This window comes from Streptomyces sp. NPDC093225 (assembly GCF_044753805.1).
Classification (GTDB): Bacteria; Actinomycetota; Actinomycetes; order Streptomycetales; family Streptomycetaceae; genus Streptomyces.
The window spans coordinates 37427-50372 of sequence record NZ_JBIVNX010000020.1; the positions used below are offsets into that span (position 1 = coordinate 37427).

17 protein-coding genes are annotated in these 12946 nt (G+C 73.5%); 15 read left to right on the forward strand and 2 right to left on the reverse strand.

Going from position 1 to position 12946, the window contains the following annotated elements:
* Positions 1-216: 216 nt before the first annotated feature.
* The 9 genes from ACIQCH_RS19700 to ACIQCH_RS19740 all read left to right on the forward strand — a co-directional run bounded on the left by ACIQCH_RS19700 (position 217) and on the right by ACIQCH_RS19740 (position 6829).
* Positions 217-1062 carry a sulfurtransferase gene (locus ACIQCH_RS19700; RefSeq protein ID WP_402582454.1) on the forward strand — a complete coding sequence of 282 codons (846 nt, stop codon included), beginning with the start codon at positions 217-219 and terminating at the stop codon, positions 1060-1062.
* A 48-nt stretch (positions 1063-1110) separates the two neighbouring features.
* Positions 1111-1401, forward strand: a complete 291-nt coding sequence (locus ACIQCH_RS19705; protein ID WP_030204220.1) for a DUF1416 domain-containing protein — start codon at positions 1111-1113, stop codon at positions 1399-1401.
* Positions 1402-1538: 137 nt separating this feature from the next.
* Positions 1539-1802, forward strand: coding sequence for a DUF3099 domain-containing protein (locus ACIQCH_RS19710; protein WP_030204219.1), 264 nt, complete (start codon positions 1539-1541; stop codon positions 1800-1802).
* Positions 1803-2010: 208 nt separating this feature from the next.
* A complete protein-coding gene (locus tag ACIQCH_RS19715) occupies positions 2011-2799 on the forward strand; it encodes a hypothetical protein (RefSeq protein WP_402582456.1) in 789 nt (262 codons plus the stop codon).
* The gene (locus ACIQCH_RS19720; protein ID WP_402582458.1) at positions 2796-3533 is read left to right on the forward strand and encodes a hypothetical protein; all 738 of its coding nucleotides are present in this window, start codon (positions 2796-2798) and stop codon (positions 3531-3533) included. Before ACIQCH_RS19715 ends, ACIQCH_RS19720 begins: the two co-directional genes overlap by 4 nt.
* Complete coding sequence (locus ACIQCH_RS19725) at positions 3530-4390, forward strand: hypothetical protein (protein ID WP_402582459.1); 861 nt, start codon at positions 3530-3532, stop codon at positions 4388-4390. The genes ACIQCH_RS19720 and ACIQCH_RS19725 overlap by 4 nt, the downstream gene beginning before the upstream one ends.
* A gap of 313 nt (positions 4391-4703) precedes the next feature.
* Positions 4704-5276 (forward strand): FABP family protein, encoded by a 573-nt coding sequence (locus ACIQCH_RS19730; protein ID WP_402582460.1) that lies wholly within the window; start codon positions 4704-4706, stop codon positions 5274-5276.
* Between the two features lie 106 nt (positions 5277-5382).
* Positions 5383-5844, forward strand: coding sequence for a Fur family transcriptional regulator (locus ACIQCH_RS19735; RefSeq protein WP_402582462.1), 462 nt, complete (start codon positions 5383-5385; stop codon positions 5842-5844).
* Positions 5845-5854: 10 nt separating this feature from the next.
* A complete protein-coding gene (locus tag ACIQCH_RS19740; RefSeq protein ID WP_402582464.1) occupies positions 5855-6829 on the forward strand; it encodes a YgfZ/GcvT domain-containing protein in 975 nt (324 codons plus the stop codon).
* Positions 6830-6836: 7 nt separating this feature from the next.
* Here ACIQCH_RS19740 and dtd read toward each other — a convergent pair whose 3' ends face one another.
* Positions 6837-7262 carry a D-aminoacyl-tRNA deacylase gene (dtd, locus tag ACIQCH_RS19745; protein ID WP_402582466.1) on the reverse strand — a complete coding sequence of 142 codons (426 nt, stop codon included), beginning with the start codon at positions 7260-7262 and terminating at the stop codon, positions 6837-6839.
* Positions 7263-7386: 124 nt separating this feature from the next.
* Between dtd and ACIQCH_RS19750 the strand changes: the two genes are divergently transcribed.
* From ACIQCH_RS19750 to ACIQCH_RS19775, 6 genes are all read left to right on the forward strand, one after another.
* Positions 7387-8019: a hypothetical protein gene (locus ACIQCH_RS19750; protein ID WP_402582468.1), complete on the forward strand. Its 633-nt coding sequence runs from the start codon at positions 7387-7389 to the stop codon at positions 8017-8019.
* Between the two features lie 165 nt (positions 8020-8184).
* Entirely contained in the window at positions 8185-9438 is a 1254-nt protein-coding gene (locus ACIQCH_RS19755; protein WP_402582470.1) for a GNAT family N-acetyltransferase, read from the forward strand.
* Between the two features lie 86 nt (positions 9439-9524).
* Positions 9525-10436 carry a sigma-70 family RNA polymerase sigma factor gene (locus ACIQCH_RS19760; RefSeq protein WP_402582472.1) on the forward strand — a complete coding sequence of 304 codons (912 nt, stop codon included), beginning with the start codon at positions 9525-9527 and terminating at the stop codon, positions 10434-10436.
* A 1-nt stretch (position 10437) separates the two neighbouring features.
* Positions 10438-11412 (forward strand): putative protein N(5)-glutamine methyltransferase, encoded by a 975-nt coding sequence (locus ACIQCH_RS19765; protein ID WP_402582473.1) that lies wholly within the window; start codon positions 10438-10440, stop codon positions 11410-11412.
* Between the two features lie 123 nt (positions 11413-11535).
* Positions 11536-12015 carry a GNAT family N-acetyltransferase gene (locus tag ACIQCH_RS19770; RefSeq protein WP_402582475.1) on the forward strand — a complete coding sequence of 160 codons (480 nt, stop codon included), beginning with the start codon at positions 11536-11538 and terminating at the stop codon, positions 12013-12015.
* Positions 12016-12060: 45 nt separating this feature from the next.
* On the forward strand, positions 12061-12573 hold the full coding sequence (locus ACIQCH_RS19775) for a hypothetical protein (RefSeq protein WP_402582477.1): 513 nt from the start codon (positions 12061-12063) through the stop codon (positions 12571-12573).
* Positions 12574-12602: 29 nt separating this feature from the next.
* On the opposite strand, the gene ACIQCH_RS19780 is transcribed toward ACIQCH_RS19775, so the two are convergent.
* Positions 12603-12857, reverse strand: a complete 255-nt coding sequence (locus ACIQCH_RS19780) for a hypothetical protein (RefSeq protein WP_402582479.1) — start codon at positions 12855-12857, stop codon at positions 12603-12605.
* Positions 12858-12946: the final 89 nt, after the last annotated feature.

Genomic DNA, 12946 nt, shown 5'->3' on the forward strand with positions numbered 1-12946 from the left:
GCTCCCCGCGAGCGCCGGCGCCGCTCCTGCCCGGCCGTCGCACGACGACGGCATCCCGCGCGTATCCGCGACCGCCCCGCCCTGCCCGACCCTGGCGTGCCTCCCCGCATCCCGGAATCCGGACACCCGGTCTCCGGGCGGCCGCCGGCCCGCGCACCGCAGCACCCGCAGCACTCCCTGCACCACCCGCCGCACACTGCCCCGGAGGAGAACACCATGAGCCGCAGCGACGTACTCGTCGACGCCGACTGGGTCGAGGCCCACCTCGACGACCCGAAGGTCGTCGTCGTGGAGGTGGACGAGGACACGTCCGCCTACGACAAGAACCACATCAGGAACGCCGTCCGGATCGACTGGAAGCAGGACCTCCAGGACCCGGTCCGCCGCGACTTCGTGGACCAGGAGGGCTTCGAGGCGCTCCTCTCCCGCAAGGGCATCGGCAACGACGACACCGTGGTCCTCTACGGCGGCAACAACAACTGGTTCGCCTCGTACGCCTACTGGTACTTCAAGCTGTACGGCCACCAGGACGTCAAGCTCCTCGACGGCGGCCGCAAGAAGTGGGAGCTCGACTCCCGCGACCTGGTCGACGGCGCCGAGGTCCCCGCCCGCCCGGCCACCTCCTACAAGGCCCAGGCCCAGGACACCTCCATCCGCGCCTTCCGCGACGACGTCGTGGCCGCCATCGGCGCCCAGAACCTGGTCGACGTCCGCTCGCCCGACGAGTTCTCCGGCAAGCTGCTCGCCCCGGCGCACCTCCCGCAGGAGCAGTCGCAGCGCCCCGGCCACGTGCCGAGCGCCCGCAACATCCCGTGGTCGAAGAACGCCAACGACGACGGCACCTTCAAGTCGGACGACGAGCTCAAGGCCCTGTACGCCGACGAGCAGGTGGACCTGGCGAAGGACACCATCGCCTACTGCCGCATCGGTGAGCGCTCCGCGCTGACGTGGTTCGTGCTGCACGAGCTCCTCGGCGTCGAGAACGTCAAGAACTACGACGGCTCGTGGACCGAGTACGGCTCCCTCGTCGGCGTGCCGATCGAGATCGGCGCCAACAAGTAACACCGGGCACGCAGGACCCCCTTAAACCTCTAGGACAGGACAGAGAACATGTGTGGAGCTCCGATCGGCGGCCCCGACGTCAGCACGCTCAAGCCGGGCGAGACGGCCATCCAGGGCCAGGTGACCAAGGACGGCGAGCCCGTCACCGGTTACGTGCGCCTGCTGGACGGCTCCGGTGAGTTCACCGCCGAGGTCCCGACCTCGGCCACCGGCCAGTTCCGCTTCTACGCGGCCACCGGCGAGTGGACGCTGCGCGCCCTGGTTCCGGGCGCCCAGGCCGACCGCAAGGTCGTCGTCACCGAGACGGGCAGCCTGACGGACGTCGCGATCGCGGTCTGACGACCGCCGCCGGCTGCCGCGGGGCAGCCACGTCATACCGGCCGGAGGGCCGCACCCCAGGGGGTTGGACGCCACTGGATAGGGGTGCGGCCCTTCGCGCCGTTCCGGGGTCGCCGCGGGGTCCGTACGCTGGAGGTATGTACGCCCGGCGCCGACGCGCCTACTTCCTGCTGATGGGCGGATGCCTGGTCCTCTTCGTCTCCGCCTGGGGATTCGTGCGCCTCTGGTCGGTGCCGGCCGCCGTGGGGATGTGCGTGGTGGCCATGGTCATCCCGCCGGTGGCCGCGATGATCGCGAACCGGCGCGGCCCGGACGACCGGTGGTGGGACGACCCGTCCGGGGACCCGCAGTCCGACGAGTGGTGGGACGAACTGGACGGAAAGCGGCGCCGCGACGAATAACGCCGCCCCGGAGATCAAACCGTGATCGGGGAGCCCGCGACGCGGGCCGGGGGGCTGTGTTCTGGTGTGTGCACAGGTGACCAACACCTGCGTGACACGTCCTGTGGGGGGACCCTTGGAACCGGAACGGACGGCCGCTGAGCGGCTGGAATCGCATACCGTGACCAGACCGGACCAATCCGGTCCGGAATTTCCGCCGGCGAACGATGTGCCGGTCGGGTCGACCGATCCGGTCGCGCCTGCCGAGCCGACCGACCCTGCCGCGCCGACCGAGCCCCTGCGCACCCGCCGCCGCGGCCGCACCGCGCTGCTGATCGCGGCCGCCGCCGTGCTCGGCGTCGTCGCCGGCACCGCCACCGGCTACGCCGTCCAGTACGACCGCGAGCCCACCCCGCTGCCCCCGCTGGCCCAGCCGGGCCTGCGCTACGCCGCGCCGCAGCCGCCGACCGCGGCCACCACGGTCCGCTCCGTGAACGCCAACCGCTGGCACGCCACCGAGGGCGACCTGCGCGAGCTGCTGCTCCGGGCGCCCAAGGGCGCCGTCACGGTGGGGCCGGCCTACGTGCCGGTCGACACGTACGCGACCGAGTTCGAGGACGCCGGCTACATGCTGGCCCACCTGCTGGAACGCGACGTGCGGCGGATCGCCAGCACCGAGTGGCTGGTGGACGGCCGCCGGTCCGTGAACGTCCGGCTGGTCCAGTTCCGCGACTACGAGGCGGCGGAGGACCATCAGGAGAGCCAGTCCCTCTACATGTCGGACGAGGAGCACGCGGACAACTCCGGCCGCGCCGTCCGCGGCGTCAGCCAGTCCAACGGTCTGGCCTGGGTCTACTCCGAGCCGAAGACCAAGCCGGGTTATCTCCCGATGCGCTACGGCCGCGCCCTGGCCCGCCGCGGCAACGTCGTCCTGGACATCTGGGTGTCCGACAACCGCGGCACCATCGCCGAGTGGGACGTCATCTCGCTGGCCGAGCGACAGCTGGAGCTGCTGTGAAGCGCGCGATCACCCTCACGGCCGCAACCCTCGGCCTGGCGGCCGTCGTCGGCGGCGGGGTCTGGGGGGTCGGCCGCATCGCAGAGGCCGACCGGACCGCCCCGACCCGGTACTGGAGCGCGCCCGACGCCGCCCCGGCGGTCAAGGAGGCGCCCACGGTGCCGCCCACCGCACTCGCCGGCCTGCTGCTCCCGATGCCGGTCGGCTACGTACCCGGCCCCGACCTGCGGGAGGAGGGCAACGACTTCACCGTGCCCGGCCCCGTGGCGATCGCACGCATGAAGGAGGACGCCGACGGCCTCAGTGCCTCGGAGCGCAAGGACCTCGACCGCACGCTCGACACGCTGCGGCTCACCGGCATGGCGGGGCGCAGCTACCGGAGCACGTCGGGCGGGGTGCTCGTCGAGATCCGCGTCACCCGGGCCGCGGGCGACGGGCTGAAGCCGTTCGCCTCGTACATCAAGGAGGTGCTCGCGCTGGTGGGCGAGACCGGGGCGAAGTCGCCCAAGGTGCCCGGCTACCCCGAGGCCAGGTGCGCGCAGGCCGGCCGCAACCGGCGGGACGGGACACGGGTGGGGAAGGACGGCATCGAGACGCTGACCTGTTCCGCGTCCCTGCCCGGGACCCTGGTGACCTTCCGCGCCTCCGGGCCCAAGCCGTTCGACACCAAGGACGCCGTCGGGCTGCTGGTCAAGCAGCTCGACCACGTGAAGTCCCCCGGGGAGCGCGTGTGACCGAGCAGACCGTGACCGAGCAGACCGCCGACGGGACCGAGGCCCCGTCCGCCGACCATGCCGACCCCGCCGACTCCGCCGCGCCGCCGCGCGACCGCCGCGTGCTGCGCGCGGTGCTGCGCGGGACCGCCGCCGTGGCCGTGTTCGGCGCCGTCGCCTCCGGGGTCGCGTACGGGATCGCCGCGCAGGAGCGCACGGACGTGCCGGGGCTCGCCACCCTCGAAGACGGCCGGTGGGCGTATCCGCGGCTGGGCAAGCCCGTGCTCCCCGCCGGTGCGCCCCTGCCGTTCGCCGCGGACAACAAGGACGGAGTCCACTACGCGGAGCTGGGCGCGCTGCTGCTGCCCGGGCCCGCCCGCTCCCGTGCCGAGACCGGCCTGAAGGCGACGGCGGAGCAGTTCCTCGCCGCGCACGCCCCCGGCCAGCGGGCGGAGCTCCGCGAGGAGCTGACCGACGGCGGGCTGCGCCAGGTCGCCGTCCGCGGCTGGAGCACGCCCGACGGCACCCGGACCCGGATCTACCTGCTGCGCTTCCCCTCCTCCGGCTTCGTGCACGCCAACCGCCGCTGCGGCCTGAACATGAAGCTGGTCGGCGCCGAGGAGCTGGAGCTGGACAGCGACTGGCTGCAGGTCAAGGGATCCCAGCCCGGCTTCGAACGGGACCAGGGCTTCGGCGCGGGCGGGAACACGCCGACGTACGTCTACCGGGAGGCCGCGCCTGTCGGGGCCGAGGTGACCCGGGCGGCCTGCATCGAGGCCGGTGACGTGCAGGCACTGGTCACGATGACCCGGAAGGGGGCGGTGCCGATGGTGCCGTTCCACCAGACGGTCGTGCTGCAGGACCAGCTGCTCGGGTAGCGCGGGACCAGGTCCGCAGGGGGAGTCCGGGCGCGCCGGGCCCCCGTACGGGCAACCTCGCAGAGAGCGGCCCGGCCCGGCCCGATAGGCTGGGACCGGCCTTCCCTCCGGCCGCCTTCCGGCTGCAGCGCCGGGGGACCCAACCGATCGTCCGAGGAGCACCCCGTGCTTGAGGCATTCTTCACCTCCCTGCTGGTCCTGGTCTGCGTCGGCGTCCTCGCCTTCACCGGCCTGGCCGTGAAGAAGCTGTACCAGGGTCAGCGCTGACCACCCCGGAATCCCCCTCGACACCCAGAGATCGCCTGAGCCACTGATGATCCAGATCCCGTCCGACCTCAAGCCGGAACTCGTTCCGCTCGCCTTCCTCCTCGGTACCTGGGAGGGCGCTGGCGTCTTCGACTTCCCCGGTGAAGAGAAGTGCAACTTCGGCCAGGAGGTCGTCTTCGGCCACGACGGCCGGGACTTCCTGGAGTACACCTCGCGCACCTGGGTCCTCGACAGCGAGGGCAACAAGGTCCGCCCGCTGGAGTCGGAGTCCGGCTACTGGCGCATCGACAAGGACCGCAAGGTCGAGATCGTCATGATCCGCGACCAGGGCGTCGTCGAGGTCTGGTACGGCGAGCTGGCCGACCAGAAGCCGCAGATCGACCTGGCCACGGACGCCGTCGCCCGCACCGCGGCCGCCGGCCCGTACAACGGCGGCAAGCGCCTGTACGGGTACGTCAAGGGCGACCTCATGTGGGTCGGCGAGAAGACCACCCCGGAGGTCCCGCTGCGCCCGTACATGTCGGCGCAGCTCAAGAAGGTCGTCACTCCGGAGGAGGTCGCCGAGATGGCGCGCAACCTCCCGGACATGCCGGACGACGGCATCGCCTTCTTCCGCTGAGCCGAGCACTGAGCTCCCGCCGGGCGTCGGACCCGGCGACCCGAAGGGGACCGCGGCCCGCCGCGGCCCCCTTCGGCGTGCGCTGCGGCGCGCTTACACTGGGGCCGTGGTGAGCACCGACTGGAAGAGCGACCTGCGGCAGCGCGGCTACCGCCTGACCCCGCAGCGCCAGCTTGTCCTGGAGGCCGTGGACGCGCTCGAACACGCCACCCCGGACGAGATCCTGGGCGAGGTGCGCAAGACCGCCTCGGGCGTGAACATCTCCACCGTCTACCGGACCCTGGAGCTCCTGGAGGAGCTCGGCCTGGTCTCGCACGCCCACCTCGGGCACGGCGCCCCCACGTACCACCTCGCCGACCGCCACCACCACCTGCACCTGGTCTGCCGGGACTGCACCGAGGTCATCGAGGCGGACGTCGACGTGGCCGCGGACTTCACCGCCAAGCTGCGCGCCGAGTTCGGCTTCGAGACGGACATGAAGCACTTCGCCATCTTCGGCCGCTGCCGGGACTGCGCGGCGAAGCACGGCGCGGCGGCGGCCCGACCGGACGCCGGCGGGCGGTCGTAGGATCGGCGGTATGACCACCCTCGCCAGCCCTCTGCTCTCGCTGCCCGGTGCCGTCCCCGGGGAAGGCCCCGACGAAGCCGTCGCCGCGCACTACGGAGACCTCTTCCGCGAGCAGCGCGCCCTCGCCGAGGGCCGCGGGTTCGTCGACCTCTCGCACCGCGGCGTCGTCGCCGTCACCGGACCGGAGCGGCTGAGCTGGCTGCACCTGCTGCTCACCCAGCACGTCAGCGAGCTGCCCGCGGGCCTGGCCACCGAGGCCCTGATCCTGTCCGCGAACGGCCACATCGAGCACGCGCTCTACCTCGTCGACGACGGCGACACCGTATGGGCACACGTCGAGCCCGGCACGCAGGAGGCGCTGATCGCCTACCTGGAGTCGATGAAGTTCTTCTACCGGGTGGAAGTCGCCGACCGGACCGCCGACTTCGCCGTGGTCCACCTGCCGGCCGGCTCGATCGCCGAGCCCGGCAAGGAGCTCGTCGTACGGGAGACCGCGCACGGCAGGGACGTCTTCCTGCCGCGCGCGGACCTGGAGGCGTTCGCCGCGGCGCACGGGCCGGCCGCCGGACTGCTGGCGTACGAGGCGCTGCGCGTCGAGGCGCACCGGCCGCGGCTCGGCCTGGAGACCGACCACCGGACCATCCCGCACGAGCTGGGCTGGATCGGCACCGCCGTGCACCTGCAGAAGGGCTGCTACCGGGGCCAGGAGACGGTGGCGCGCGTCCACAACCTGGGGAAGCCGCCGCGCCGGCTGGTCTTCCTGCACCTCGACGGCAGCGACGTGGTGCTGCCGCCGCACGGCGCGCCGCTGCGACTGAAGGCGGACGGCCCGGAAGGCCGCCAGCTCGGCTTCGTCACCACCTCGGTGCGCCACCACGAGCTCGGTCCCATCGCACTCGGCCTGCTGAAGCGGAACGTTCCGGTGGACGCGGAGCTGCTGGCCGGCACGACGGCCGCGGCGCAGGAGGTCGTGGTCGAGCCGTAGGCCGGCCTCAGACGTCCAGCAGTACCGTGAACGGGCCGTGGTTCGTCAGCGAGACCCGCATGTCCGCGCCGAACCGGCCCGTCTCCACGGTCGCGCCCAACGCCCGCAGCTGCGCCACCACCTCGTCGACCAGCGGCTCGGCCACCGGCCCGGGCGCCGCCGCGTTCCACGTGGGCCGGCGCCCCTTGCGGGCGTCGCCGTACAGCGTGAACTGGGAGATGACCAGCAGCGGAGCCCCGCTGTCCGAGCAGGACTTCTCGCCCTCCAGGATCCGTACGGACCACAGCTTGCGCGCCAGCTGCGCCGCCTTCTCCGGGGTGTCGTCGTGGGTCACCCCCACCAGGACGCACAGCCCCTCGCCGACGATCTCCCCGACCGTCTCGCCCGCCACCACCACGCTCGCGCCGTCGACGCGCTGAACCACTGCTCGCATACCACTTGTGTAGCAGGCGTGCACCCGTCTGGGGCCGATCGGGTGGCGTGCGCCTGCACCGCCCCCACGGAGAGTGGCACGATGCACGCAGGCCGTGCGCCCGAGCGAGGGGACATGAATCGTGATGAGCACTTCTGGTACCGGGCAGCCCTCCGGACCCGTCCCGACGGCCGCGCGTCCGCCGGCGCAGCGCATCGGCGAGCGACCCGGTGACCGACCGGGCGACCGACCGGCGGGCGGCGGCAGGCTGCCCGAGGTCCCCCGGCACGACCTGGCCCTGCTGCGGTTGCCGGAGCTGCGCACCGTGCGTCGGGAGGCGCTGCGCGACGAGGCGGACCTGAGCTACGTCCGGCGTCTGCTGCAGGGGCGGATCGACATCCTGCGGGCCGAGCTGGGCCGGCGGGCCGACCCCGCGGCGCCGGTGGCCGTGGAGGCCGCGGTGGTCGACCGGCTCTCGGAGATCCTCGCCGACGCGCCCTCCCGGCGCAGCGCCTCGGCCCGGCACGTCACCCTGGGCACCCCGCACAGCGAGGAGTACCGGCGGCTGGCCGCCGAGATGCTCGCGGACGTCGAGCTGTCGGACCTCGGCGCCCGCACGGACGAGGAGCTGCACGAGGGGATGGGCCGGCTGGTCCGGTACGAGCAGCAGGTCTCGCGGCGGCGCCAGGCGCTCCAGCGGACGGCGGACGACTGCGGTGCCGAGATCACCCGCCGGTACCGCGACGGCGAGGCGCAGGTCGACGACCTGCTGGCCTGAGGTCCGCCGGATCCGTCCGGCGGCGGCCGGACCGCTTCCCCGCGCCCGGTTCCCCGCCTCCGTTTCCCCCGTCCGGCGGCCGCCGCCCGACGGGGGGACCGGACGGGGGACCGGACGGGGGAAATTCGGGTGACGGCCCGATCCGGGGCGGCCTAGCGTGACGGGATGACCGTTGAGATCCGCACGATCACCGAATCCGACGTCAAGGAGTGGGTCCGGACGACGCTGACCGGCTTCCTGACGCCGGCGTTCCCGACCGACGACGACATCGCGCAGCGGGTCAAGTACGGGGGCCTGGACCGCTGCCAGGGCGCGTACGACACCCACAGCGGCCGGTGCGTGGCCACCTTCCGGTCCTTCGCCCAGCGGCTGACCGTGCCCGGCGGCGCGAGCATCCCCACCACCGCGGTCTCCGGGGTCGTGGTCGCCCCCACCCACCGGCGCCGCGGCATCCTCAGCCGCATGATGGCGGCCGACCTCGCGGCCGCGCGTGAGCGCGGCGAGGTGGCCGCCACCCTGATCGCCGCCGAGTACCCGATCTACGGTCGGTACGGGTTCGCGCCCGCCACCTCCCTGTGCGAGTGGGAGATCGACACCCTGCGCGCCGGCCTCGACCGCCGCTGGGCGGGCCCGCAGGACGGCGGCCGCGTCGACCTGGCCGACGCCGCCGAGGTGCGGGAGATCGGCCCGCAGCTCCACGAACGGCTGCGGGCCCTGCGGCCGGGCGTGATCGACCGCGACGAGCGCTGGTGGAAGTTGGCCACCGGTCTGGAGTCGGTGAGCTGGCGCCCGTACAAGGAGAAGTTCCACGCCGTCTACCGGTCGGCCGACGGCGAGCCCGAAGGGCTGGCGGTCTACACGCCGGCCGACGAGAAGTGGACCGACGCCAAGACCCCCGACCAGACCCTGGCCGTGCGCGACCTGATCGCCGTCACCCCGGCGGCCGAGCGCGCGCTGTGGCACTTCCTGTGCTCGATCGACTGGGTGCGCAAGGTCCGCACCGGCTACCGGGCCCCCGACGACCTCGTCCCCGACCTGCTGCCCAACCGGCGGGCCGCGTCGATCGTGACGAGCGCCGACTGGCTGTGGGTGCGCCTGCTGGACGTGGTACGGGCCCTGGAGGCGCGGACGTACGAGCACCCGGGCGTCCTCGTCCTCGAGGTCGCGGACCCGGAGGGCCCGGCCGGCGGTCGCTACCGGCTCGACGCGACCGGCGAGCGGCCCGTGTGCGCCCCGACCGACGAGGCGCCCGACCTGCGCCTGGGCATCGCCGAGTTGAGCGCGCTCTACCTCGGCGACGTGTCGGCCGCGCGGTTGGCGGTGCTGGGGCGGATCACGGAGGAGCGGCCGGGTGCGGCGGCGCTGGCGGACGACGTGTTCCGCACGGCCCTGCGGCCCTGGTGCCCGGACATCTTCTGACCTCCCCACCCTGTTGTTGATCTTGAGGTGTCACAATCGGCACGCCCGGTACGTCATACGTGCGACACGGCCGACGAGGACGACGGATGGAGCCTGCGGTGCCCCAGAACGACAGTGATCTGCTGGCGGCCCGGTTCGAGGAGAGCCGGCCGCACCTGCGCGCGGTGGCCTACCGGATGCTGGGCAGCCTGAGCGAGGCGGAGGACGCCGTACAGGAGGCGTGGTTCCGGCTGGACCGGACCGACGTGAGCGGCGTGCAGAACCTCGGCGGCTGGCTCACCACCGTCGTCGGCCGGGTCTGCCTCGACCAGCTGCGCTCCCGCAAGGCCCGTCGGGAGGAGTCCGTGGACGCCTTCCCCGAGCGGCTGCCCGACCCGGTGGTCAGCCGCGAGGACGGGGCCGACCCCGAGCAGCAGGCACTGCTGTCGGACTCCGTCGGGTACGCCCTGCTCGTGGTCCTGGACCAGCTCGGGCCGGCGGAGCGGCTGGCGTTCGTGCTGCACGACATGTTCGCCGTGCCGTTCGAGGACATCGCCCCGATCGTGGAGAGGACCCCGGCCGCGACCCGGCAGCTGGCCAGCCGGGCCCGCCGGCGGGTGCAGGGCGGCACCCCGAGGCCGGACACGGACACGAGCAGGCGCAAGGAGGTCGTCGGGGCCTTCCTCGCGGCCGCGCGCGACGGGGACTTCGACGGCCTGCTGACCGTCCTCGACCCGGACGTGGTGCTGCGCGTGGACCTGGGCGCGGTGGCCGGCGGCATGGCGCAGCTGGTGCGCGGTGCGACGGCGGTGGCGCAGCAGGCGCTCATGTTCTCGAAGCTGGGCGCGGTGTCGGTGCCGGTGCTGGTCAACGGCATGCCGGGCGCGATGGCCGCACCGAACGGGCGGCCGCAGTCGCTCATGGACCTGACGATCGTCGACGGCCGCATCGTCGAGATCAACATCCTGGCGGACCCGGAGCGCATCGCCGCGCTGGACCTCGCCGGGCTGGGCGGCTGACGTGGCGGGCGTCTTCGCGGCCGAACCGCCGTACGACGACGTGGTGTACGACGACGTGGTGCGGCGGCTGCGCTCCGCGGGCTGCGTCTTCGCGGAGGAGGAGGCCCGGCTGCTGATCGAGGCCGCCGTGGAGCGGTCGGCCGGCAGCGCGTGGGTCCCCGGCGGTCCGGTCGACGGCGATTCGGTCGACGGGGGGCCGGCCGACGGCGGGTTGGCCGCGATGGTGGCGCGCCGGGCCGCCGGCCATCCGCTGGAACACGTGCTGGGCTGGGCGGAGTTCTGCGGGCGGCGCTGGGCGGTCGGGCCGGGGGCCTTCGTACCGCGGAGGCGGAGCGAGTTCCTGGTGGCGGTGGCCGCCGGGCTGGCGCCCGGCGCGGGCTCGGTCCTGCTCGACCTCTGCTGCGGGGTCGGCGCGCTGGGCGGCGCGGTCGCGGCCCGCATCGCGGACCGGGCGGGGGAGCGGGTCGGGGACGGCACCGCGGACCCGGGCCGGACCGGGGACCCGGGAGCCGGCGCGGCGGCGGTGCGGCTGTACGCGGCGGACGTCGAGCCGGCGGCGGTGCGGTACGCGCGCCGCAACCTCGCCCCCTTCGGCGGCCGGGTCTTCGAGGGCGACCTGTACGGGCCGCTGCCGACGGAGCTGCGCGGACGGGTGGACGTCCTGGTGGCGAACGCCCCGTACGTGCCGACCGGGGAGATCGGGCTGCTGCCGCCCGAGGCGCGCGAGCACGAGCCGTTGGTCGCCCTGGACGGCGGCGCGGACGGGGTGGACGTACAGCGCAGGGTCGTCGCGCAGGCGCCCGGCTGGCTCGCGCCGGGCGGGCACCTGCTGATCGAGACCGGCGAGCACCAGGCCGACCTGACCGCGGCCGCCTTCGAACGGGCGGGGCTGCGGACGCGGGTCGTGGCCGACGACGAACTCGGGGCGACCGTGGTCGTGGGCCGACGGGCGCCCGAACCGCCCATCGCGGGCTAGGCGGTTGGGGCCCTCCGCAGGTCAGCGCCCCGAGAGCGGCGGTGCCCCCGGGGTCCGCCGGGGGCGGCCCGTTGCGGGCAATCCGCATGCGGCCCGCCCGTCCCGTCCCCTACAGTCGCGATCATGACAGCACGACCCGACGCGGGGCCCGGCCCGCGACTGGAGCCGGTGACCCCGGACAACATCGACGCCGCGATCGCCCTCTCGGTCCGCCCGGACCAGCAGCACGCGGTGGCGCCCGTCGTGCGTTCCCTGGCCGAGGCCTACGTCCACCCCGACCTGGCCTGGCCGCGTGTGATCTTCGACGGTGAGGAGCTCGTCGGCTTCCTGATGGCCTTCTTCGGCGCCGAGTTCAACCCGGGGGAGCCGCCCCGTGACGGCCTCTGGCGCCTGAACATCGCGGCCGACCGGCAGGGGCGCGGGTACGGCCGCTTCGCCGTCGAGTCGGTCGCCGCCGAGATCCGCCGCCGCGGCGGCAGCGCCCTCACCGTCACCTGGCACCCGGGCCCCACGGGCCCCGAGGAGTTCTACCTCCGCCTGGGCTTCGAGAAGACCGGCGAACTCAGCGGCGACCAGATCGTGGGTCGCCTCCCCCTCGCCTAGGGGGCGTCCACCCGGCCCTGGCGCCGCCATGACAAGCTGATGATCATGACCAGTCAGTTCACCGGCAGAATCATCGGCGGCGCCTTCGGCGTGGTGTTCGTCCAGGCGAACGCGGGTGCCCTCCCGCAGGGCGTCGCCCGCCCGGTCCGCCTCCTCGCGGTGGCCGCGTTCCTGGCCCTCTTCGTGACGCGCCGCGGTCGTGGCTCCCGGGCCGAACTCCCCGCTCCCCGCACCGGCTTCGGCCGTCGGTACTGGTACGTCGTGGCCGCCGAGGTCCTGGCCCTGGTCGTCGGGCTCCTGGTCATCAGCCGCGTCCTGCACGCCCCGCACGCCTTCGTGGGCTGGATCGCGTTCGTGGTCGGCGTGCACTTCTTCGGCCTCGCCGCCTCCTGGCGCCGCCCGGCGCTCCACGTCCTGGGCGCCGCCCTCGCGGCCTGCGGCCTCGGCGCCCTCGCCCTGGCCGCCCTGGACGCCCCCGCATGGGCCGTGGCCACCGCCGGCGGCATCGTCCCCGGCGCCCTCCTCCTGGCCTCCGTCTGGCGCACCCCCGCGGCCTGACGCCCGGCCTCGCGTCGCCCTTTCGGTGACTAGTCGAGCCGGTGCTCCGCGTACGAGAAGGTGACGCTCTTGCACGGTCGGCAGATCCGAGCTCTGGGGCATCCCTTGCCACCCGCGCGCGGGACGATGACCTTCTCGGAGCCCTTCGGTCGCCTAAACCGGACGTATCCGGGCCTGGCGGGCTGCCAGTTGACGAAATTCAGGAGCATGAGCGGATTCCACATCACCAGCCAGCCTTCTTCCGTCGGCCGGTGGCAGTGCGAACACGTGATGTCGCTGGTCATGGTTCCGGGTCCTTTCACTTCGATATGCGGTTGCCTGCCGTCCTTCAGGTGAATTCACGTTCCGATCCTTTCCCTGCAGTCGAATCCCG

Bases quoted from the DNA above. Each gene is read 5' to 3' on its own strand.
- ACIQCH_RS19700 (WP_402582454.1), top strand. From the start codon at position 217: ATGAGCCGCAGCGACGTACTCGTCGACGCCGACTGGGTCGAGGCCCAC.
- ACIQCH_RS19705 (WP_030204220.1), top strand. From the start codon at position 1,111: ATGTGTGGAGCTCCGATCGGCGGCCCCGACGTCAGCACGCTCAAGCCG.
- ACIQCH_RS19710 (WP_030204219.1), top strand. From the start codon at position 1,539: ATGTACGCCCGGCGCCGACGCGCCTACTTCCTGCTGATGGGCGGATGC.
- ACIQCH_RS19730 (WP_402582460.1), top strand. From the start codon at position 4,704: ATGATCCAGATCCCGTCCGACCTCAAGCCGGAACTCGTTCCGCTCGCC.
- ACIQCH_RS19740 (WP_402582464.1), top strand. From the start codon at position 5,855: ATGACCACCCTCGCCAGCCCTCTGCTCTCGCTGCCCGGTGCCGTCCCC.
- dtd (WP_402582466.1), bottom strand. From the start codon at position 7,262: ATGCGAGCAGTGGTTCAGCGCGTCGACGGCGCGAGCGTGGTGGTGGCG.
- ACIQCH_RS19750 (WP_402582468.1), top strand. From the start codon at position 7,387: ATGAGCACTTCTGGTACCGGGCAGCCCTCCGGACCCGTCCCGACGGCC.
- ACIQCH_RS19755 (WP_402582470.1), top strand. From the start codon at position 8,185: ATGACCGTTGAGATCCGCACGATCACCGAATCCGACGTCAAGGAGTGG.
- ACIQCH_RS19760 (WP_402582472.1), top strand. From the start codon at position 9,525: ATGGAGCCTGCGGTGCCCCAGAACGACAGTGATCTGCTGGCGGCCCGG.
- ACIQCH_RS19770 (WP_402582475.1), top strand. From the start codon at position 11,536: ATGACAGCACGACCCGACGCGGGGCCCGGCCCGCGACTGGAGCCGGTG.
- ACIQCH_RS19775 (WP_402582477.1), top strand. From the start codon at position 12,061: ATGACCAGTCAGTTCACCGGCAGAATCATCGGCGGCGCCTTCGGCGTG.
- ACIQCH_RS19780 (WP_402582479.1), bottom strand. From the start codon at position 12,857: ATGACCAGCGACATCACGTGTTCGCACTGCCACCGGCCGACGGAAGAA.